Source organism: Pantoea sp. USHLN256 (assembly GCF_037149875.1).
Taxonomy (GTDB): domain Bacteria; phylum Pseudomonadota; class Gammaproteobacteria; order Enterobacterales; family Enterobacteriaceae; genus Pantoea; species Pantoea nemavictus.
Genome location: NZ_JBBCQO010000014.1, coordinates 1 through 24,161, shown reverse-complemented (window position 1 = coordinate 24,161; position 24,161 = coordinate 1). Strand labels below are relative to the sequence as shown.

Here is a 24,161-nt window from a genome sequence, read left to right as displayed (position 1 = left end):
ACGCGATTTCATCATTAGCCTGTATGAGGTCGCTCCAGAGAAGAAGTGAATAATCTCACTGATTATTCACTGTAAAAGCCGGTGTCCGCGGATGCCGGGCATTTTTATAGAACTGCGCGGGATCTCAATAACATGAATAATATCTCAGTAACCCCCAAAGGTGGGACCATTGCTTCTGAGCTGAGTGGAAATCAAGTTAATTTAACCGCTCCTAGTGTAGTGAAGCTGCATCTTAATCAGTCTGATATTAAGTCTTTCACACGCAATGGTAATGATTTAGTAGTCACCACAAAGTCTGGTGAAGTGGTTGTTATTCATGGTTTTTATAGCCCGAATGGCGATAGCGATCTGGTCCTGCAGGACGATCGCGGCGCGATGTGGTGGGTGGAAGATCCCGGTACAGAAGGTTTCCAGTATGTCTCTATCGACAGCACCGAAGGTCTGTTAGCGGAAAACACCACCAATGACGGCACCATTGCCGCCTTCGGTATCGGTGGTGCAGCGCTGGCCGGTATCGGCGCGCTGTTTGCTGGCTCTGGCGGCGGTGGCGGAAATGCCTCACCTGGAGATAACGGTGGCAATCCCACTAACCCGACCGATCCTGACACCACACCACCAGCCGTAGTGAGCGATGTGGTGGTTACGGACGCCGTTGGCCCCTATCAGGGCACGATCAGTGCAGGTGGCATAACCGACGACAACACGCCAACGTTAAGCGGAACCGCAGAAGCGGGTGCCATCATCCGCATCTATGACGGCAATACGCTGATCGGCTCAGTGACCGCAGGTGCCGATGGTAGCTGGAGCTTCACCACGCCTACGCTGACGGATGGCCAGCATAGCCTGAGCGTGACCGCAACCGATGCCGCTGGCAATACCAGCGCGGCGTCAAATCCCGTAGGTTTCACCGTTGATACCGTAGCGCCGGATGCCGTGGCGGGTTTGACCGTGGTGAACAACAGCGGCTCTACTGCGCAGCCGATCACCAACGGCGGTGCTACCAATGACACCACGCCACAGCTGAGCGGTACCGCAGAAGCGGGCAGCATCATCACCATTCGTGATGGCAATACGGTGCTAGGCAGCGTTACCGTCGGTAGCAATGGCGCATGGAGCTTTACCAGCCCAGCGCTGAGCCAGGGTAGCCATACGCTAAGCATCACTGCCACCGATGCGGCGGGTAATTCCAGTACGCCGACCACCATCACCTTTACCGTGGATACCCAGGCGCCTGCCGCTGCTACGGAGCTGTCACTCAGTGATAACTCCGGCAATAACTCAGGCAATGTGCCAAACGGCTCCTCCACCGATGATAATACGCCAACCCTGAGTGGGCGCGGTGAAGCAGGCGCAGTGGTGAGCGTTTATGACGGGCAAACCCTGCTCGGCACGGCGGTGGTGGGAGCAAATGGCAGCTGGAGTTTCACCACGCCAACCTTGAGCAACGGTAGCCACAGCTTAACGGTTACCTTGACTGATGCCGCCGGTAACGTCAGTCCCGCGTCGCCTGCATATGAAGTCAATGTTCAGGCCGGTATTCCGCCAGCCACCACCTCATTTGAAATCACCGATGATACCGGTAGCACGCTGGTGCAGCTTAGCAACGGTGCCAGCACCCACGACAACACGCCAACGCTGAGTGGCCTCGCCACCGCCGGAGCGCTTATCACGCTGTACAACGGTACAACCGTGCTGGGTAGCGTGGTGGCGGGCAGTGATGGTCAGTGGACCTTTACTCCAGGCACTTTGGCTGATGGTTCTTATGCTCTTCACGCCTCGGTGACTGATACCGGCGGCAACGTGACGCAAACGCCGACAATTTCCATCACTATCGATACCGTCGCCCCAGCGGCGGCTGGCGGCATACAGCTGAGCGATAACGATGGCAGCACGCTGCAACCGATCGCTTCCGGTGGCGCCACCAATACCACCACGCCGGTGCTCAGCGGCACCGCCGAACCGGGCAGCACAGTGACGGTGCGCGATGGCAGCACCGTGCTGGGCACGGCAACTGTCGGCAGCAATGGCACATGGAGCTTCACCTCGCCGACGCTGACCGAAGGCAACCACAGTCTCACCACTACCGTGACCGATGCGGCGGGTAACGTCGGTCCGGGTTCAAGCCCAATCACCTTCACGGTTGATACCCAGGCGCCAACAGTTGCCAGCAATGTGGTGATCAGCGATAACGTCGGCAGCACCACCGGCCCTATCACCGCAGGCGGTACCACCGATGACAACACCCCGACCTTAACCGGTAACGGTGAAGCGAATGCCATCGTCAAAATTTATGACGGCACCACGCTGATTGGCAGCGTTACCGTGGGGACCAATGGCAGCTGGAGCTTTACCACGCCAACCCTGAGCAACGGTAGCCATTCGCTGAGCGTCACGCTGACCGACGCGGCGGGCAACGTCAGCCCGGCCTCCCCCGATGTTGAATTCACCGTCAATGCGGGCGTGCCGCCAACTACCAGTACGCTGGAGATCACCGATGACAGCGGCAGCACGCTGAAAGTGCTGCCTGAGGGTTCCAGCACGCAGGACACCACGCCAACCCTCAGCGGGCTGGCTGCGGCCAATGCGGTCGTTGAGTTGTACAATGGCACCACGCTGCTGGGCAGCACCGTCGCCGGTGCGGATGGCCAGTGGAGCTTCACGCCAGCGGCTCTGGCCGACGGCACTTACGCCTTCCACGCGGTGGCCACGGATACCAGCGGCAACGTGACCGATTCCGGCACCATCAACATCACCGTTGATACCGTGGTGCCGGATGCGGCGAGCGGGGTGGCACTCACCAATGATGCTGGCAGCATTACGCAACCCGTCACCTCCGGCAACGCCATCAATGATGCAACGCCGGTGTTGAGCGGCAGCGCGGAAGCGGGCAGTACCGTCACGATTCTGGATGGTACCACCGTGCTGGGAACCGTGACGGTGGGCAGCGATGGCAACTGGAGTTTCACCACGCCAACGCTGGCGGAAGGCAATCACAGCCTGACCACCACGGTGACCGATGCGGCGGGCAACGTCAGCCCGGCCACGGCACCGATCGTCTTTAGTGTTGATACCGTGGCGCCAGCGGCGACCAGCGGATTGGTCGTCACGGATAACGTTGGCAGCAGCACCGGCCCGTTAACCTCCGGCACCATTACTGATGACAGCACGCCAACCCTGAGCGGCACAGCCGAAGCGGGAGCGGTGGTGCGCGTCTATGACGGCACCACGCTGCTCGGCTCAGCAACGGTTGGCAGCAACGGCAGCTGGAGCTTCACGCCAGATGCCGCGCTGACCAATGGCCAGCATAGCCTGACCACCACGGTGACCGATGCGGCGGGTAATGTCAGTCCCTCTTCGCCGGTATTTACACTCAATGTCGATGCTGGCGTACCGGCCACCAACAGCTTGCTGATTGTCAGCGACGACAGCGGCAGCACGCTGGTGGAACTGCCAAACAATTCCAGCACCAATGACACCACGCCGATTTTGAGTGGCCAGGCAAGCGAGGGCGATCTGATAACCCTGTACAACGGCACCACGATTATTGGCAGCGTGGTGGCGGGCACCGATGGGCAGTGGAACTTCACGCCAGCGGCGTTGGCTGATGGCAACTACGCGTTCCACGCCACGGCCACCAATCCAACAACCGGTGTTGAAACCGATACGCCGACCATCAACATCACCATTGATACCGTGGTGCCAACCGCGCCAGCGGATGTGGCGCTGACCAATGATGCAGGCGATCCGATTCCTGCCGGCAGCAGCACTAACGACAATACGCCAACGCTGAGCGGAACCGGTGAAGCCGGTGGTACGGTCACCGTCTCCGATGGCACCACCGTGCTCGGCACCACCACGGTGGGCAACGATGGCAACTGGAGTTACACCACGCCTCCGCTAAGCGATGGTAATCACAGCCTGACCTCAACCGTCACCGATCCGGCGGGCAACACCGGCCCAGCGTCACCGCCGGTCACCGTCACCGTCGATACCCAACCGCCAGCGGCGGCAGGCAATGTACAGTTCAGTAACGATGACGGCACGCCGATTGCCGCAGGCGGCACCACCAATGACACCACGCCAACGCTGAGCGGCACCGCCGAGCCAGGTAGCACCGTAACCGTCAGCGACGGCACCACCGAGTTGGGGACGGCGACTACCGGCAGCGATGGCAACTGGAGCTTTACGCCAACCGAACCACTGAGCGAAGGACAGCACAACCTCAGCACCACCGTCACCGATCCGGCGGGCAACGTTGGCCCAGCATCGTCGGTGGTGATCGTGATTGTCGATACCACGGCACCGGCCGTTGCCAGCGATCTGCAGCTCAGCAATGATGGCAGCGGCACGCTGGTGCCGATAGCCGATGGTGGCACCACCAATGATTTGACGCCGGTACTCAGCGGGCGCGCTGAACCGGGCAGCATCGTGACGATTCTCGACGGCACTAGCGTACTGGGTTCGGTGGCCGTCGGCAACGATGGCAACTGGAGCTTTACGTCACCCGCGCTGGATCCGGGCGCACACAGCCTGACCACCACGGTGACCGATGCGGCGGGCAATACCGGCGCGGCGAGTACGCCACTGACCTTTACCCTTGATGTCACCACGCCGCCAGCACCCGGCGGTGTGCAGCTCAGCAACGACACCAGCGGCACGCCAGTTCCGATTAACTCAGGCGCGGCGACCAATGATGCCACGCCGGTGTTGAGTGGTACCGCAGCGGAGGGCAGCACTATTACCGTCTCTGATGGCGGCACCGTGCTGGGCACCGTTACCGTCGGCAGCGGCGGCGAGTGGAGCTTTACAACGCCAGCCCTGAACGAGGGTAACCACAGTTTAACCGCGACGGTAACCAGTCCGGCGGGCAATACCAGCGCGCCATCGACGCCGATTGTGGTCACCGTAGATATCACACCGCCAGCCGCGGCTACGGGTCTGCAACTGAGCAATAACGACGGTGCGACGCCGCTACCGATTGCCGCTGGCGGTACCACCAATGACACCACGCCAGCCCTGAGCGGTACGGCCGAAGCGGGCAGCATCGTAACGGTACGTGATGGCACAGACATTATTGGCAGCGCCACCGTAGGCAGCGATGGCAGCTGGAGCGTTACGCCAAGCCAACCGCTGGCGGCGGGCGAGCATACGCTCACCGCCACCGTCACCGATCCGGCCGGCAACGTTGGGCCAACCTCAACGCCGATCACCGTCAACATTGATACCACGCAGCCACCGGCAGCAGGCGACGTGGCGCTCAACAATGACAATGGCGGCACGCCAGTGCCGATTACCTCCGGCGGCGCAACCAACGACACCACGCCGGTGATCAGCGGCACAGCAGCCGCAGGTAGCACCGTCACGGTGCTTGATGGCACCACGGTATTGGGCACGGTGACGGTGGGCAGCGGTGGAACCTGGAGCTTCACCACGCCAGCCCTGAGCGAAGGCGCGCATAGCCTGACCACCACCGTGACCAGCCCGGCGGGCAACGTCAGCGATCCGTCTACGGCAATCGCCTTTACGGTGGATACTCAACCACCGGCCACCTCAACCGGGCTGCAGCTGAGCAATGATGGCGGCACGACCATCGCTGCCGGCGGCATCACCAATGACAACACTCCTATCCTGCGCGGCACCGCGGAGGCGGGCAGCACCGTCACGGTGCGTGATGGCACAACCGTATTGGGCACAGCAACCGCGGGCACTGACGGCAGCTGGAGCTTCACCCCCGCTACCGCGCTGGGTGAGGGCGCGCACAGCCTGACCACCACCGTGACCGATCCGGCTGGCAACAGCAGCGGCGCTTCCACACCGATCGCCTTTACCGTGGATACCACACCGCCAGCCGCCGCCACCGATCTGCAACTCAGCAATGACAGCAGCGGCACAGCGGTACCGATTGATACCGGTGGCCGCACCAACGACACCACGCCAGTATTAAGCGGCAGCGCCGAAGCGGGCAGCGTGGTGACGGTCAGTGATAATGGCGCGGTGCTGGGTAGCACCACGGTCGGCACCGATGGCAAATGGAGCTTCACACCAACCACACCACTGGATGCAGGTGGACATAGTCTGACCACCACGGTGACCGATACGGCGGGTAACGTCGGCCCGGCATCATCGGCGGTAACGGTGACCATTGATACCGAAGCACCGCCAGCAGCTACTGACGTGGAACTCAATAACGATCAGGGCAACACGCCAGCGCCAATTGCTTCCGGCGGTGCGACCAACGACACCACGCCGGTGCTGAGTGGGAACGCGGATCCGGACAGTATCGTGGTCGTGCGCGATGGCACTACCGTGCTCGGCACGGTGATTGTCGGAAACGACGGAGCCTGGAGCTTCACCACACCGGCGCTGAGCCAGGGCGAGCATAGCCTGACGGCGACCGTCACCGATGCCGCAGGCAACAGCAGCGCACCGTCCACGGCCATCACCTTTACAGTGGATACCGAAGCGCCGTCGGCAGCCACCGGTCTGCAGCTGAGCAATGATTCAGGCGGCACCGCGGTGCCCATCGCCGTAGGCGGTTCCACCAACGACACCACGCCGGTATTGAGCGGTAGCGCCGAAGCGGGCAGCACGGTGACTATCTCTGATGGCAGCAACGTGCTGGGTTCGGTGGTGGTAGGCAGCAGCGGCAACTGGAGCTTCACTTCGACGGTGCTCGGCGAGGGGCCGCATAGTCTGACCACCACGGTGACCGATCCCGCCGGTAACGTTAGCGCGCCATCGGCGGCGCTGAACTTCAGCATCGATACCACACCGCCGGCAGCACCAGACGGGCTGGAGCTGAGTAATAACAACGGCAGCACGCCGGTGGCGATTGATGGCAATAGCACCACTAACGATGCCACGCCGCTGCTCAGCGGCACCGCCGAAGCGGGCAGCACCGTCACGGTACGGGATGGCACGCAGGTGCTAGGTAGCGCGATTGTTGGCAGTAATGGCCAGTGGAGTTTCACCACGCCAACGCTGGGTGAGGGCGGCCATAGCCTGACGGCGACGGTCACCGATCCAGCTGGCAACGTGGGTCCCGCATCCAGCGCGATTGCCTTTACCGTGGATACCGTTGCGCCGGTGGCGGCGACGGGCCTTGAACTCAACAATAACAACGGCGGCACGCCGGTGCCGATTGCCAACAACGGCACTACCAACGACAGCACGCCGCTGTTGAGCGGTACGGCGGAAGCCAACAGCATTGTTATCGTTTCTGATGGCACCACGGTGTTGGGCAGCGCCATCGCCAATGCGCAGGGCGACTGGAGCTTCTCACCCACCCTGACTGACGGTACGCATAATCTGAGCGTGACAGTGCGCGATGCGGCGGGGAATACCAGCCCGGCAAGCAGCGCGATTACCGTCACTGTCGATACCGTAGCACCGCCAGCCGCAACCGGACTGACGCTGACTAACGATATCGGCACGCCGGTCACTATCCCGAACGGCGGCCTCACCAATGACAACACGCCGGTGCTGAGCGGTTCGGGCCAGGCGGGCAGTATCATTACCATTGCCGATCAAAATGGCGTGCTGGGTTCCACCACCGTGGGAGCGGGCGGTACATGGAGCTTTACGCCGCAAACGGCGCTGGCGGACGGTACGCATACCTTCAGCGTTACGGCCAGTGATGCGGCGGGTAACGTCAGCGCACCTGCCACCATTGGCGTAGTGATCGATGCCACTCCACCGGCAGTTGCGGGGAATATTGTCGCCAGCAACGATGAGGGCACTTCACCGGTTGCCATCACCAACGGGGGGGCAACCAACGACAACACGCCGTTCCTTACCGGTACGGCAGAAGCGGGCAGCACCATCATTATTCGTGATGGCACTGAAATCCTGGGCAGCGCTTCGGTGGGTAGCAACGGGCAGTGGAGCTTTAGTTCACCGCAGCTTGATGATGGCGAGCACAGTCTGACCACCACCGTTGTCGATGCGGCAGGTAACGCGGGCCCCGCTTCCACGGCGATCGAGTTTACCGTTGATACCACCGTACCTACGCCAGCCACGCTGGTGGTGAGTAATGACAATAGCGGTGCGCCGGTGCTGGTGCCTAACGGCGCAAGCACCAGTGACAACACACCGCTGCTGAGCGGTGCGGCAGAAGCGGGCAGTCTGGTGACCATTTACGACGGTAATGTCGTGATTGGCAGCACCACGGCGCTGGGCGACGGAAGCTGGAGCTTCAGTTCGCCTGTGTTGACGGACGGTTCGCACACGCTGACCGCGACAGTGACCGATGAAGTGGGGAATGTCAGCGCGCCTTCCGCCAGCTTTACCGTGGTGGTGGATGTTACGCCACCGCAGCCGGCTGACGATCTGCTGCTGCAGAACAACAATGGCGGCACGCTGATCACGATTGCTGACGGCGGCATCACCAACGACAGCACGCCAGCCATCAGCGGCACGGCGGAAGCCAATGCTGTGGTCAGAGTCTACGACGGCACCACGCTGGTGGGTTCGGCGATAGCGGGCAGCAATGGTGCGTGGAGCATCACCACCACGGCGCTCTCGAATGCCACGCATACGTTGAACGTCAGCGTGACGGATGCGGCGGGTAACGTCAGTTCCAATGCCTCGGTATCGCTGACGGTGGATACCTCAACGCCAGCGCAAGTGCTGAGCTTTGCTGTCTATAACGACGCCAATACCACGCCGGTGCAGGTTGCGAATGAAGGGGATACCAACGACAACACCCCAGTGATAAGCGGTACCGGTGTGGCGGGCACCACCATCAATGTTTACGAAGGACCTACCCTGCTCGGCACCACCACGGTGGGTGATAACGGCACATGGAGCTTCCAAACCACGACCTTGTCGGATGGCCAGCATAGCTTCACCGTGTCGGTCACTAACGCGGCGGGTACCACCGGGCCTGAAGCGACGCCGATTACCGTCTATATCGATACGTCGGTGCCGGATCCGATCACTCTCGATGATTTGACGGTAAACGACAACGTAGGCGGCAGCACCGGTCCATTGACCAACGGCGTCACCACCGATGACAACACCCCAACCTTCAGCGGTACGGCGGAAGCGGGCAGTAGAATTTCGATTTACGATGGCACCACGCTGCTGGGTACCGTCAACGCGGTTGGCGGTAACTGGAGCTATACGCCGGGTACCGGGCTCTCTAATGGCGGGCACAGTTTCACCTTCACGGTAACCGATGCGGCGGGTAACGTCAGCGCGGTGAGCAGTCCGGCGTTTACGCTGAACATTGCCGCCGATCTGCCACCCGCCACCAGCACGCTGGTGATCACCGATGACAACGGCACCACGCCGGTTGAGTTGAGCAACGGTGCCAACAGTAATGACAGCACGCCGGTCTTAACCGGTGCCGCTGAGGAAGGGGATGTGATCACCATCCATGATGGCGCTACCGTGCTGGGCAGCGTTACCGTTGGCAACACTGGGCAGTGGAGCTTTACGCCTACGCTAGCCGATGGTGCGCACGGTATCTATATCACTACGGTTAATTCAGTCGGTAATCCGGGAGCGACATCGCCGACGGTGAACTTCACTATCGATACCGGAGTACCGCTCGCCGCCACCAATCTGTCTGCCGCCAATAACAACGACGGCATCACAGTACCGATTGCTGACAACGGTATCACCAACGACAGCACGCCACGGCTGGCAGGACTGGCCGAAGCCAACGGTATTGTCACGGTTTATGATGGCAACACGGTGATTGGCTCTACGGTCGCCAACGCTAGCGGTGAGTGGACCTTCACCGCGCCAACCCTCAGCCAGGGCGGGCATGCGCTGAGCGTTACCGTCACCGATGCGGCGGGCAACGTTGGACCGCGCTCGGATGTGGTGAATCTCACCGTGGATACCCTTGCGCCAAACGCCTCAACGCTGGTGGTCAACAACGACGAGACTGGTGCGGTGGTGCCGAATGGCGGTGCGACCAACGACAATACGCCAACCCTGAGCGGTACGGCGGAAGTCGGCAGCGTCATCACTATTTACGATGGCACCACGCTGCTGGGTTCAGTGGCTGCCGGTGCGGGCGGTGACTGGAACTTCACCACCGCAGTACTGGGTGACGGTAGCCATGCGCTGTCCGTGCGCGTGACCGATGCAGCAGGGAATACCAGCGTCGCGTCCAGTACGGCAACGGTGATCGTTGATACTGCAGCTCCTGCAGCCGTCAGCGGTCTGGCTGCGGCTAACAACAACGGCAGCTCACCGGTGGCGATTGCCGCTGGTGGCACCACTAACGACAGCACGCCAGCGCTGAGCGGTACGGCGGAAGCCGGTAGCATCGTTAAAATTTTCGATGGCGCCAACCAGATTGGTTCAGTCACTGCAGGCAGCAACGGTGCGTGGAGCTTCACCTCGCCAACGCTCGCTGATGGTCTGCATACGCTGACGGTGACGGCGACCGATGCAGCAGGCAATGTCAGCCCAGATGCCTCGATCAGCCTCACGGTGATCACGGCGGCACCAACGCCCGTCACCAATCTGCTGGTCTCTGACAACGTGGGTGCCACAACCGGTAACCTTAGCAACGGCGCTTCAACCGATGACAACACGCCAACGCTGAGCGGAACCGCCACGGCGGGCAACGTGGTGATCATCTCGGAAGGCAGCACGGTGCTGGGTTCTGCGGTTGCCGGCAGCAACGGCGCATGGAGCTTCACCACTGCCGCACTGAGTGATGGTTCGCATCCATTGAGCGTGACGGTGCGCGACGCGGCGGGCAACACCAGCACCGCGACCAACTTCACGGTCAATGTGGATACGGTGGCACCGGCCAACGCAACGCTGCTGGTCACCAACGATACCAACGGTACCACGGTGCCGAATGGCGGATCGACCAACGACAGCACGCCAACGCTGAGCGGTACGGCGGAAGCGGGCAGCCGCGTCTCGGTTTACGATGGCACAACGCTGCTGGGCACCGCGACGGCAGGAAGCGGCGGGGCATGGAGCTTCACCACCGATGTTCTGACCCAGGGCGCGCATGCACTGAGCGTGACGGTGACCGATGCGGCCGGTAACGTCAGTGGCAGCACCGCGGCGACGGTGAATATTGATACCGTGGCGCCGGTGGCGATCACCGGGCTGGCGGCGGCCAATAACAACGGCAGCACGCCGGTAGCGATTAACGCGGGTGGCAGCACCAACGACAATACGCCAGCCCTCAGCGGTAGCGCAGAAGCGGGCAGTCTGGTGATCATCCGTGATGGCACCGCGATTATCGGTTCGGTCACCGCAGGCAGCAACGGCAGCTGGAGCTTCACTACGCCAACCCTGGCGGACGGAGCGCACACCCTTAACGTCACGGCGACCGATGCAGCGGGCAACGTCAGCCCGAATGCCGCGTTCGCCCTGACGATTGATACCGTGGCACCGTCACCGGTGACTAACCTGGTGATCAACGATAACGTCGGCACGATTCAGGGACCGCTGGCTAATGGCGCGGTAACCGATGATGCCACGCCAACGCTGAGCGGCACGGCGGAAGCCAATGCAATTGTCACCATCTATGACGGCAGCACGGTGTTGGGTTCGGTGACTGCTGGAGCCGGCGGTGCCTGGACCTTCACCACCGCCACACTGAGTAACGGCGTTCATCCGCTCAGCGTAACGGTGAAAGATGCGGCGGGTAATACCAGCGCGGCTACCACGCCAGTCTCCATCACCGTAGACACGGTAGCACCGACGGCATCAACGCTGGTGATCACTAACGACGTCACCAACACCACGGTGCCGAGCGGCGGAGCCACCAACGACACCACGCCAACGCTGAGCGGCGTGGCCGAAGCGGGCAGTAGAGTCACGATTTACGATGGCGCTGCGCCGCTGGGTACGGCGATTGCCGGCAGCGACGGCAGCTGGACCTTCACGACCGGTGTACTGACCACCGGCCCGCATCCACTGAGCGTCACGGTAACGGATGCGGCGGGTAACGTCAGCGGCACCACCTCGGCCTCGGTGATTATCGATACCACGCCACCGGCGGCGGTTACCAATCTGGTGGCAGCCAACAACAACGGCAGTACGGCGGTGACCATTCCGAACAATGGCGTGACCAACGACAGTACGCCGCTGTTAACCGGTTCGGGTGAGATTGGTGCGAAGATCAGCGTTTACGACGGGACAACGCTGCTCGGCACCACCACGGTGGGCAGCAACGGCACATGGAGCTTCGTCTCCACTGCGCTGAGTAATGGCACCCACACGCTGAATGTGACGGCGACGGATGCGGCGGGCAACGTCAGCCCAACCACGTCCACCACCCTGAGCATTGACACCGTGGCACCGAATCCGGTCACCAATCTGGTGATCACCGATGATGTCGGGACGATTCAGGGACCCCTGGCCAACGGCGCCTCTACCGATGACGCCACGCCAACGCTGAGCGGCACGGCGGAAGCGAACGCCATTGTCACTGTCTACGATGGCACCACCGTTCTCGGTTCCGTGACGGCGGGCAGTACTGGCGCATGGACCTTCACTACCGCGACGCTGAGCAACGGCACCCATCCGCTCAGCGTAACGGTAACGGATGCGGCAGGTAACACCAGCGCGGCTTCGGCGACGGTCTCTATCACCGTCGATACCGTGGCACCAGCGGCGTCAACGCTGGTGATTACTAACGACGTTACCGGCACCGTGGTGCCGAGCGGCGGTGCCACTAACGACACCACACCAACGCTGAGCGGTTCGGCGGAAGTGGGCAGCAGGGTGTCTATCTTCGATGGTGGCACGCTGTTAGGTACTGTGACCGTTGGCAGCGGCGGGACCTGGAGCTTCACCACCGCCACGCTCGCTCAGGGCACGCATCCATTGAGCGTCACGGTGACCGATGCGGCCGGTAACGTCAGCGGTACCACCGCGGCCTCGGTGACGATCGATACCGTGGCACCGGCGGCGGTGACCAGTCTTGTCGCTGCTAACAACAACGGCAGCACGGCAATCGCTATCCCGAATAACGGCGCGACCAACGACAGCACACCGCTGTTGACCGGTAACGGCGAAGTGGGGGCAAGGATCAGCGTTTACGATGGCACCACGCTGCTCGGCACCACCACGGTAGGCAGCAACGGCAGCTGGAGCTTTATCTCTACTCCGCTGAGCAACGGCACGCACACGCTGAACGTGACGGCAACCGATGCGGCGGGCAACGTCAGCCCGAACGCCTCGACTACCTTGCGCGTTGACACGGTGGCGCCAGCGGCCAGTTCACTCACCATCACCGACGATGCGGGCAGCACGCCAGTGACGTTGGTTAACGGTGCTTACACTCGCGATACCACGCCGGTCCTCAACGGTACGGCGGAAGTGGGCGCGATTGTCACCATCTATGATGGCACCACTGCGCTGGGTTCCGTGACGGTGGGCGCAGGAGGAACCTGGACCTACACCACCACAGCGCTGGCGAACGGTGCGCATCCGCTGAGCGTGACGGTAACTGATGCGGCGGGCAACGTGAGTACCGGCAATACGGCAGTGACTGTTAATGTCGATACGGTGCCACCGGCGGCGGTTAGCGGTCTGGCGATTAACGATGCCGGTACCACCGTCACCGGTAGCGGTGAGGTGGGCGCCATCGTCACCGTGCGTGATGCGGGCGGCAACGCCCTCGGCACGGCGACCGTCGGCACGGGCGGCACCTGGTCGGTTAGCCTGAGTACCGCGCAGACCACCGGAGCCTCGCTGTCGGTGATTCAGACTGACCGCGCGGGTAACGTCTCCACCAGCAGCCCGCTGACCGGCGCGATTCGTATCGTGGCGGCCAACGATGTCAACGAAGTGGATTACACCACCCAAACCGGCACGCTGAACAATGGCACGACCAGCGTGTCGCACACCGCGCTGCTTACGGTCGGGCTCGGCAATGTGCTGCAAGCCAGCGTATTGACCAATGGTAACGCCTACCTGTTTAACGTGGGGCCGGATGACACGCGTACGGTAACGCTGAACGGTTCAATCAGCAGCGTGGGTTTGTTAACCAACTACTCATTGAATCTGTATGAGCAGCAAAGTAATGGCACCTGGTTGCTGATTAACAGCACCACTAACTACCTCGGTGCCGTGTTGTCGCTGGGAACGTTGAAAGGTGCCAACGTGACCTATAACAATCTGGGTACCGGCAACTACGCGGTGATCGTCGCTTCAACCGTTAACGTCAGTCTGCTGCCAACCTCCACGATTAGCACGGTGTCAGACATCACGACGCTGGCTGTCACGGTGGCGGCAACGGTCACCGGTAACCTGCTGACTAACGACACCAGTTCGCTGGCGGGCACCATTCCTAATGGCACAGCAGTGACGGCGGTATCGGGCAACGTGGTGGCGGCGACGGGCAACACCGTGATCAACACCACTTACGGCACCCTGACCATCGATTCACACGGTAACTACACCTATGCACTGAAGGCGGGTCTGAATATCGATACCCTGCCAGCGGCGGATACTTTTACTTACTCGGTAAGGGATGCGAGCGGTGCGTTGACCTCGGCCAGCCTGACGGTGAATTTGCACAATGGTGCGTCGGCGACCTCGTTGTTGGCAGCTAACAGCTTGTTTGCTGACACCACCAGCGGCGACCACGATGCCAGCGGCAGCATCTACGGTTCATCAACGGCGAGTCATACGGGAACCTTGAGTATCACTAATGAACACGGTGATATCACGACGGTTCACAGCGTGGGTACCACGGCGATTGCCGGGGACTTTGGTGTGCTGAGTATTGCCGCCAACGGTAGCTATACCTATGCGCTGAATGCCGGCGTGGATGGACAATCGCTCACTCACAAAGAGGTGTTCAGTTATACCCTGGCCGCGAATGACGGCACCATCACCAGTCAGTCGTTCACCATTGAGCTGCATCCAACCATCACAGGCACAGCGGGGGCTGACACGCTGACCGGCGGTGCCTACGACGACACCATCACCAGCGGTGCCGGCGCAGATACGTTGGTGTATCACTTACTGGCGAGCGCGGATGCCACCGGCGGTAACGGTCACGATACCTGGACCGACTTCAATGTTGCGCAAGGCGACAAAATTGATGTCAGTAACTTGCTTATCGGCTGGAATGATTCCACAAGTAATATTAATGATTTCGTGAAAGTGGACCATACTTCAGATGGCAATACGGTGCTCTCAATTGACCGTGACGGTACCGGTACGGGTTACAGCGCGACTCAACTGATTACGCTGGAAGGCGTGAACGTTTCTCTGGAGGAGCTGCTGCAACAACCGCACCAAAACCACACGGTCTAACGGCTATGTGACGCAGGGATGCAGTAAGGGCACAGGGATGTGCCCCTTTCTCTTTATTGACTGGTGGACTATCGATGGAACTGATGCACTCAGGCGCAACTTTTCGCCGTTCGTTTAAGCTCAGCGTTCTCTGTGCGGGCATGGCTTTACTTTACAGTTCTCAACTTTTAGCGGCCAGTGACGCGTTAACCAACGCGGGGCGTATTACTTCAGCAGGTTTGGCGCAACAACAGGAACTCCCTTCATTAGCCGGCGAGGTGGCTGAACCGGCCCTTACCAACGTACCCGACTCTCTCACCATCAACCAGGCCGTGCAGCGCGCCATTCAGTGGCATCCGGATATTGCCGAAGCCGTTGGCAAGATGCTGGAACAGGCCAATCAGGTTGATGTGGCGAAAGCCAAATACTATCCGCAAATCAGTGCCGGGATGAATAACGGCTACAGTAACGCCTATAGCGAAAAGGGCTTCAGCCCATCGTTTGTGCTGTCGGTTTCGCAGATGCTGTATGACTTTGGCAAGGTCAGCAGCTCGGTGCGTTCCGCCGAAGCGGGCGTGGCGCAGGAGCAGGCCAACGTGTTGGTGAGTATTGACACCGTAGCGCACGATACCGCGGCAGCGCTGGTGGAAGTGCAGGGTTATCAGCAACTGGTGACGATTGCGCAGCAGCAGCTGGCGGCGCTGAGTAAAATTGGCGATCTGGCGCGCCAGCGAAATGAAGAGGGCGCGGCGTCACTGTCGGATGCGACGCAAACCGATGCGCGTATCGAAGGCGCGCGTACCACGTTGACGCAGTATCAGGCCAATCTTAACCGCTGGCGCGCCACGCTGGCGACCTATCTGGGCTGGCCGCTGGTGAAAAAAGTCAGCGATGATTTCCCCACCAATCTCACCAAATCCTGTCAGATGGCGAAAGCCGATGACAAGCTCAATCCAGCGGTGCTGGCGGCCTGGGCGCAGGCCAATCAGGCGCAGGCAAAACTCGATAACGCGAATGCGCAAAATATGCCCACCATCTCGCTGGAACCGCAGGTGACGCATTATCTCAACGATCACTACTCCGGCAGCGAAAGTCTGGATCGCACGCAATATTCCGCCTTTGTCAAAGTCGAGATGCCGCTCTATCAGGGCGGTGGCATCACCGCCAGCCGTGACGCGGCCGCCAATGCGCTGCGCGCCGCCAATGCGGCCGTCAACTCGGCGCGGCTCAAGGCGCGGCAGCAGCTGAGCGAATCGCAGAACGAGTCGCAAAGCCTGGCGCTCAGCCTCGCCATCATGGGTCGGCAACAGACGTTGGGTGAGAAAACCCAATCGCTGTATCAGGATCAGTATCTGCAGCTTGGCACGCGTCCGCTGCTGGACGTGCTCAACGCCGAGCAGGAGGTGTTCCAGACCCGTTTCACGCTGCAGCAAACCATTAGCCAGTTACGCTCACTGCAGCTCGATTGCCTCTACAGCACCGGGCATATGCGGTCGGCGTTTGCCCTGAATAACCAGCGGATCCAGTCCGTGGAGATCCAGCCATGACGCAATTACAACTTCCCGATGCGCCCGATAGCGCCTCCGGGGGAAATGTGCCCCTGCACGGATGGGCCACCGCCATTATCTTGATCGCCGGTCATTATCGCTTGCCCTGTTCGCCGGGGATGATCATGGCCGCTGCGGAGTGGCAAGGCAAACAGACGCGTGACAAAGCGTTGCGCCATCTGGCGCGCCAGGCGGGTTTATCGCTGCAGCTGTATGAAGAGAATAAGTGGGAGATCACCAGCTGGCGGCTGCCGCTGGCGGTAGAGCTGGCCGATGGTCAGGTGGGCGTGATCACCCAGTTTGACGGTGACGATGAGGTGCGGGTGCACTTTGCCGGTGATGAACAGCCAGCGCCGATTGCACTGGCAACGCTGCTACCGGAAATCCGCTTTGCCGCGGCGCTGCGGCCGGTGACGGCGGCCAAAGACAGCCGCGTTGATCGCTATCTGTCGACGGTGAAACCGGACTGGCTGCGCCGCCTGGTGCTGCACGATCTGCGTCCTTACGGCTACGTGATGCTGGGATCGTTTCTGATCAACCTGCTGGCGCTGGTCGGTATTATCTTCTCGATGCAGGTGTATGACCGGGTGATTCCGGCGCAGTCCTATCCGACGCTGTACGTGCTGTATATCGGGGTGATTATCTCGGTGGTGTTCACCTATATCCTGCGCGTCGGGCGCGATCACGTCACCGATCTGCTGGGTAAACGCGCCGACATGCGCGTCTCCGATCGCGTCTTTGGTCACGCGCTGCGGCTACGGAGCAGCGCGGTGCCGCGTTCGACCGGCACCTTCATCTCGCAGCTGCGCGAGCTGGAGTCGATCCGCGAAATGGTCACCTCCACCACGGTGACGGCGATTGTCGATATGCCATTCTTCCTGCTGTTCTTGCTGGTGATGGCAATCATCGCGCCGCAGCTGGCCTGGATTGCGCCGGTGGCGGTGCTGCTGATGATCTTGCCGGGGGTGCTGAGCCAGAAAAAACTGTCGAAGCTGGCGCAGCAAAACCTGAAAGAGTCGACGCTGCGTAACGCGGTGCTGGTGGAGAGCGTACAAGGGCTGGAGGACATCAAGCTGATGCAGGCGGAAGATCGCTTCCTGCAGCAGTGGAACAGCTACATTCGCATCACCGCCCAATCCGGCGTCGAGATGCGCAAAGTGATGCACTCGCTGATCACCTGGGGCGTGACGGTGCAAGGGTTGGTGTATGCCAGCGTGATCGTCATCGGCGCGCCGATGGTGATCGACGGCGATATCACCACCGGTGCCATCGTGGCTGCGTCGCTGCTCTCTTCACGCATGATTGCGCCGATGGCGACACTGTGCGGCGTGCTGGCGCGCTGGCAGCAGGTGAAAGCGGCGAAAGGCAGCCTCGATGCGCTGATGAACTTGCCGGTGGAAAACAGCAAGGACGAGACGCGCATTCACACGCCGGTGTTGTTTGGTCACTATCAGTTCACCGACGCCATGTTCCGTTACTACACCGATTCGATGACTATCGCGCTGCGCATTAAAAGCCTGACGATTAAACCGGGCGAGCGCATTGCGGTGCTGGGGCGCAACGGTTCCGGCAAATCGACCCTGCTGCAGGCGATGTGCGGCGGCATTGATTTAGTCGGCGGCGAGCTGCGGCTGGATAACCTCAGTTTGCCGCATATCGATGTTGCCGACGTGCGACGCAACGTCGGCCTGCTGACGCAAAATGCGCGCCTGTTTCACGGTACGCTGCGTGAAAATTTGACTCTCGGCGCGGCGCACGCCACCGATGATGCCATCTTCGGCGCGCTGACCGTCAGCGGCGGGGCAGACTTTATTCGTCGTCTGCCGCTCGGTCTCGATCATCCGATTATGGAAGGTGGCACCGGACTTTCCGGCGGCCAGCGCCAGTCGCTGCTGCTGGCGCGTATGCTGCTGCGCGATCCCAACATTATCCTGCTGGATGAGCCGACGGCGGCGCTCGACGATCACACCGAGAAGGAGTTTATCGAACGTCTTGGCCAGTGGCTGAATGGTCGCACGCTGATCGTCGCCACGCATCGAGCGGCGATCCTGGCGCTGGTGGATCGTGTGCTGGTGTTGAAAGAGGGACAGCTGGTGATGGATAGCCCGAAAGAGAACGCCTTGCCGCCGCCGCGCGCTAACGGTAGTCAACCGGAGGCGCAATCATGATCAAACAATTACCGGCAAGACTGCGGCTGGTGACCGCCGCCGAGGTGGACTCCTCCGACGATCTGCTGGGCGAGTTGCGATCCGAAACCCATTACACCGGCGCCGTGCGGCTGATTGTCATCAGCACCGCGTTGATCCTCGTCACGGTGATTTGGGCGTGGTTTGGTGTGCTGGATGAAGTCTCAACCGGCACCGGCAAAGTGATCCCCAGCTCGCGCGATCAGGTGCTGCAATCGCTGGAGGGCGGCATTTTGACCGAGCTGTATGTGCATGAAGGCGATCAGGTGCAGGCCGGACAGATTGTGGCCAAGCTTGACGCCACGCGTTCGCAATCCAACGTCGGTGAGAGTGCCGCGCGCTATCGTGCGGCGCTGGCAGCGGCGGCCCGTTTGACGGCGGAAGTGAACGATCAGCCGCTCACCTTCCCGGCGGAGCTGGATAAGTTTCCCGAGCTGGAGGCCTCAGAAACCCGGCTGTACAAAACCCGCCGCGCTCAGCTCTCCGATGCCACCGCGCAGTTTAAAGAGTCGCTGGCGTTGGCCAACCGCGAACTGGCGATTACGCAGCGCCTGGCGAAAACCGGTGCCGCCAGTAGCGTGGAGGTGCTGCGTTTGCAGCGTGATAAATCGGATCTGGAGCTGAAGCTTACTGACATGCGCTCGCAATATTACGTGCAGGCGCGCGAAGAGCTGGCGAAGGCCAACGCCGAAGCCGACAGCATGGCGCAGGTGGTGAAAGGGCGTGAAGACACGGTAACGCGTTTAACCATCCGTTCACCGATGCGCGGCATTGTGAAAAACATCAAAGTCTCCACCGTCGGCGGCGTGGTGCCACCGAATGGTGAGCTGATGAACATCGTGCCAATGAACGATCGTCTGCTGATTGAAGCGCGACTGTCGCCGCGTGATATCGCCTTTATTCATCCCGGCCAGCGCGCGGTGGTGAAGATCTCCGCCTATGACTACGCCATTTATGGCGGCCTCAACGGCGTGGTGGAGAGCATTTCGCCGGATACCATTCAGGATGAGGTCAAACCGGAGATCTACTATTACCGCGTGTTTATCCGTACCGATAACGACTACGTACAGAATAAAGCCGGTAAGCGCTTCTCCATCAGCCCGGGGATGGTTTCTACCGTGGATATCAAAACCGGCGAGAAAACGGTGATGGATTACCTGATAAAACCGTTTAATAAAGGCAAAGAGGCGATGCGCGAACGCTGATTTTTGCTGCCCGATTGCAGGGCGCTGCAATCTTCGCGATAATCGCGCCCATCATCCCTTCCTCGTCGGGCCTAACGACGCGGAGGGGATTTTTTTCATCTATACCCTAAATACTTCATGCTCTAGGTGCGTTGGCTGCTCTCGTTCACCCGAATCACTTACTCAAGTAAGCTCATCGGGATTCTCTCGTTTGCCGCCTTCCTACAGCATGAATTATTTAGGGTATACCTTATTAGGCTAATGACGGATTAAAGAGGACGATTTATGTATAACACCCTGGGCAATCAGTACGATAACTCCCTGGTTTCTAACGCTTTCGGTTTCATGCGCTTCCCGCTGAACTTCCAACCTTACGACAGCGATGCGGAGTGGGTGATTACCGGTGTTCCTTTCGATGCGGCGACATCAGGCCGTCCGGGCAGCCGTTTAGGGCCGGGCGCGATTCGTCAGATTTCCACCAATCTGGCGTGGGAAGGCTGTCGCTGGCCGTGGGATTTCGATCTGCGTCAGCGTCTGAACGTCGTCGACTGTGGCGATCTGGTGTATGCCTTCGGCGATTCACAGGATCTGTCGGACAAACTGCAGGCGCACGCCGAGAAGCTGCTGGCGAACGGTAAACGCATGCTGACTTTCGGCGGCGACCACTACGTGACGCTGCCGCTGCTGCGCGCGCACGCTAAACACTTCGGCAAAATGGCGCTGGTGCACTTCGATGCGCATACCGATACCTATTCCAACGGCCCAACCTTCGACCACGGCACCATGTTCTTCACCGCGCCGAAAGAAGGTTTGATCGATCCGCAGCATTCGGTGCAGATCGGTATTCGTACCGAGTTCGACAAGAGCCTTGGCTTCAACGTGCTGGATGCAGCTCAGGTCAACGATCGCAGCGTCGACGATATTCTGGCGGAAGTGAAGCGCACCGTCGGCGATCTGCCGGTGTATCTGACCTTTGATATCGACTGCCTTGATCCTGCCCATGCGCCGGGCACTGGCACGCCAGTGATTGGCGGCCTGAGCAGCGATAAAGCCACCAAGCTGATTCGCGGTTTGCAGGGCATGAATATCGTTGGTATGGATCTGGTGGAAGTGGCGCCGGGTTACGACCACGCCGATCTCACTTCGCTGGCGGCGGCCACACTGGCGCTGGATATGCTGCACGTGCAGGCGGCGAATAAAGGTTAATCCTTGCGCCTGCGGCTACACTTAGTGGCGGTTAATTAATCTGCGGAGGCTTTTATGGGCTTGCTAGACGATTTAGTGGGATCGCTGGGCAATGGCAACAGCGCAAGTGGACAGGGTAATCAGCTCCAGCAGCTGATGACTATCTGGAACTGGGTGCAGGAGCAGGGCGGTGTTGAAGTACTGCTGCAGAAGTTTCAACAGGGCGGATTGGGGCAGGTGCTGAATACCTGGATCGGCAGCGGCGATAATCAGTCGATTGGCGGCGGCGATATCCAAAATGCACTTGAGCCTGGGCAGCTCCAGTCGCTGGCGGACAAGTTGGGCACCGATGTGAATGGCGCGTCCGGCACGCTGGCCGCGTTACTACCGCAGGTGATTGATAAGTTATCGCCGCAGGGCCACATCGATACGTCCAGCACGCAGGATTTGGGCGCGATGGTGGACGGTTTGTTTAAGCGTTAATCGTTCTTTGCTGGCTGCCCCCCACCTCGGTCCTCCCCCGTTAACGGGGGAGGAAGATGCTGCGATATGTGCGTTCAGAAGCTGCATATGGCTGCGTCTCCTTCCCCCGTTAACGGGGGAAGGCCGGGATGGGGGACCGCGAGCACTATTTACTTCCCGTCTGCGGCAATACGTTCGCGGATATGCTGCGCGCGTGCTTCAGAATCCGGGTGAGAATCAAACATCGAACTCTGGCGCCCCTGTTCCAGTTTTGCCAACTTCTCAAAGCTTGTCGCCAGGCCCATTGGATTCACGCCGCGTTTTTTCAGCAGATCGTAAGAGTAATCATCGGCCTGTGACTCCTGGGTTTGCGAGAACTGTGCATTGACCAGCTTCTCGCCCATTTCACCCAACTGCGATTGTGACAGCGAGCCAATCACGCCGCCTACCGATGCCGCCGCAGTGCGTGTCGCCGTGGTGGTCAGCGCGACCTGCATAGCTTTACGCGTGTGACCCAGCGCAACGTGGCCCATTTCATGGCCGAGCACGCCTTCCACTTCGTTATCGGTCATCATATCCATCAGCCCGCTATACACGCGGATGCAACCATTCGCCATCGCCCAGGCGTTGACGTCTTTGGTTTGATACACCTTGTAGTTGGCGGGTACGCCGTTGATATTGTCGCCCAGCGCGGCAGCGATTTTATTCAAACGCTGCTGATATTCACTGTTGGCGGGCGCAAGCTGGTTGTCTTTATCCATCTGCGCACAGGATTGGTCGCTCAACTCCTTCACTTGTGAATCGTTCAGCGCATAGGCTTGATAAGCCTGCGCGCCAGATTGCAGCAGCGCGTTGTTGTCGAATCCTTCGCAGCCGCTCAGCAGCGAAGCCAGGCCCAGAGCAACAATCGTGGCTCTTATTTTCATATCCGCATCCTTTAGGTAACAAGGTAAAGAAAACAAACACCTGAAACCGTCGCAGGTGTTTAAACGCATTGGTTATAGCTCGCAACTTATTCAATGGCTAGCAGACAAGGCCGGAAATGCAACCGTTTACCCGCTATTTAGCACCCCGATGCATGTACTTTTGCCCTGATTTTCATGTACATTGATGTGCGACTTTTTTCTCGCTTCGCCTTATAACTGATTAATTACAATAAGTTAAGCGTGGCGGAGCATTAATCCGACCTGGAGTAGAAGATGCCCTCTCGTAAAGAGCTTGCCAACGCCATTCGCGCGTTAAGTATGGATGCAGTACAGAAAGCCAATTCGGGACATCCGGGTGCCCCGATGGGCATGGCGGACATCGCCGAAGTGCTGTGGCGAGACTTCCTGAACCATAACCCTACTAACCCGCTGTGGGCAGATCGCGACCGCTTTGTGCTGTCGAACGGTCACGGCTCAATGCTGATTTACAGTCTGCTGCACCTCACCGGCTACGATCTGCCAATGAGCGAGCTGCAGAACTTCCGTCAGCTGCACTCCAAAACTCCAGGCCACCCGGAATACGGCTACACCGCAGGCGTGGAAACCACCACCGGCCCGCTTGGCCAGGGCATCGCTAACGCCGTTGGCTTCGCCATTGCCGAGCGCACGCTGGCGGCGCAGTTCAACCGTCCGGGCCATGACATCGTAGACCATAACACCTACGTGTTTATGGGCGACGGCTGCATGATGGAAGGTATTTCACACGAAGTGTGCTCCATCGCCGGCACCCTGAAGCTGGGCAAACTGGTCGCCTTCTATGACGACAACGGCATCTCCATCGACGGTCACGTCGACGGCTGGTTCACCGACGACACCGCCAAACGTTTCGAAGCCTACGGCTGGCACGTGGTGCGCGGCGTGGACGGTCACGACGCTGACGCGATTAAGAAAGCGGTGGAAGAAGCCAAAGCGGTTTCCGATAAACCTTCGCTGCTGATGTGCAAAACCGTGATTGGCTTCGGTTCGCCGAACAAAGCCGGCACGCACGACTCGCACGGCGCGCCGCTGGGTGCCGATGAAATCGCGCTGACCCGCAAACAGCTGGGCTGGAACCACGGTCCGTTCGAAATCCCTTCAGACATTTACGCGCAGTGGGATGCTAAAGAAGCCGGCCAGGCGAAAGAGTCTGCGTGGGATAAGAAGTTTGCTGCCTACGCTGCCGCGCATCCGGAGCTGGCTGCTGAGTTCAAGCGTCGCGTGAACAACGAATTGCCGGCTAACTGGGCCAGCGAGTCGCAGAAATTCATTGAGCAGCTGCAGGCCAACCCGGCGAAAATCGCCAGCCGTAAAGCCTCGCAGAACGCCATCGAAGCCTTCGGTAAAATCCTGCCGGAATATCTGGGCGGCTCGGCTGACCTGGCGCCAAGCAACCTCACC

General features: G+C 60.1%; 8 protein-coding genes. 7 read left to right on the top strand and 1 reads right to left on the bottom strand.

Translation table 11 applies throughout. From position 1 onward, the window contains the following. Positions 1-132 precede the first annotated feature (132 nt). The 6 genes from WFL93_RS21925 (at position 133) to WFL93_RS21900 (ending at position 21,819) form a co-directional block, all read left to right on the top strand. Positions 133-15,255, top strand: coding sequence for an Ig-like domain-containing protein (locus WFL93_RS21925; protein ID WP_336779033.1), 15,123 nt, complete (start codon positions 133-135; stop codon positions 15,253-15,255). A gap of 74 nt (positions 15,256-15,329) precedes the next feature. Then, positions 15,330-16,781 (top strand): TolC family outer membrane protein, encoded by a 1,452-nt coding sequence (locus WFL93_RS21920; RefSeq protein WP_336779032.1) that lies wholly within the window; start codon positions 15,330-15,332, stop codon positions 16,779-16,781. Then, positions 16,778-18,949 carry a type I secretion system permease/ATPase gene (locus WFL93_RS21915; protein WP_049850713.1) on the top strand — a complete coding sequence of 724 codons (2,172 nt, stop codon included), beginning with the start codon at positions 16,778-16,780 and terminating at the stop codon, positions 18,947-18,949. The genes WFL93_RS21920 and WFL93_RS21915 overlap by 4 nt, the downstream gene beginning before the upstream one ends. Beyond that, positions 18,946-20,172, top strand: coding sequence for an HlyD family type I secretion periplasmic adaptor subunit (locus tag WFL93_RS21910; protein ID WP_049850714.1), 1,227 nt, complete (start codon positions 18,946-18,948; stop codon positions 20,170-20,172). The genes WFL93_RS21915 and WFL93_RS21910 overlap by 4 nt, the downstream gene beginning before the upstream one ends. A 264-nt stretch (positions 20,173-20,436) precedes the next feature. Then, positions 20,437-21,357, top strand: a complete 921-nt coding sequence (speB, locus tag WFL93_RS21905) for an agmatinase (RefSeq protein ID WP_007890305.1) — start codon at positions 20,437-20,439, stop codon at positions 21,355-21,357. A gap of 54 nt (positions 21,358-21,411) precedes the next feature. Further along, positions 21,412-21,819 (top strand): YidB family protein, encoded by a 408-nt coding sequence (locus WFL93_RS21900; RefSeq protein ID WP_336779031.1) that lies wholly within the window; start codon positions 21,412-21,414, stop codon positions 21,817-21,819. Positions 21,820-21,968: 149 nt separating this feature from the next. Here WFL93_RS21900 and WFL93_RS21895 read toward each other — a convergent pair whose 3' ends face one another. Continuing rightward, positions 21,969-22,724 carry a M48 family metallopeptidase gene (locus WFL93_RS21895; RefSeq protein WP_336779030.1) on the bottom strand — a complete coding sequence of 252 codons (756 nt, stop codon included), beginning with the start codon at positions 22,722-22,724 and terminating at the stop codon, positions 21,969-21,971. A gap of 273 nt (positions 22,725-22,997) precedes the next feature. On the opposite strand from WFL93_RS21895, the gene WFL93_RS21890 reads away from it, so the two are divergent. After that, positions 22,998-24,161 (top strand): transketolase family protein (locus tag WFL93_RS21890; protein WP_336779029.1); only part of this gene is annotated, 1,164 nt, incomplete at its 3' end.

Bases quoted from the DNA above. Each gene is read 5' to 3' on its own strand.
- WFL93_RS21925 (WP_336779033.1), top strand. From the start codon at position 133: ATGAATAATATCTCAGTAACCCCCAAAGGTGGGACCATTGCTTCTGAG.
- WFL93_RS21920 (WP_336779032.1), top strand. From the start codon at position 15,330: ATGGAACTGATGCACTCAGGCGCAACTTTTCGCCGTTCGTTTAAGCTC.
- WFL93_RS21915 (WP_049850713.1), top strand. From the start codon at position 16,778: ATGACGCAATTACAACTTCCCGATGCGCCCGATAGCGCCTCCGGGGGA.
- WFL93_RS21910 (WP_049850714.1), top strand. From the start codon at position 18,946: ATGATCAAACAATTACCGGCAAGACTGCGGCTGGTGACCGCCGCCGAG.
- speB (WP_007890305.1), top strand. From the start codon at position 20,437: ATGTATAACACCCTGGGCAATCAGTACGATAACTCCCTGGTTTCTAAC.
- WFL93_RS21900 (WP_336779031.1), top strand. From the start codon at position 21,412: ATGGGCTTGCTAGACGATTTAGTGGGATCGCTGGGCAATGGCAACAGC.
- WFL93_RS21895 (WP_336779030.1), bottom strand. From the start codon at position 22,724: ATGAAAATAAGAGCCACGATTGTTGCTCTGGGCCTGGCTTCGCTGCTG.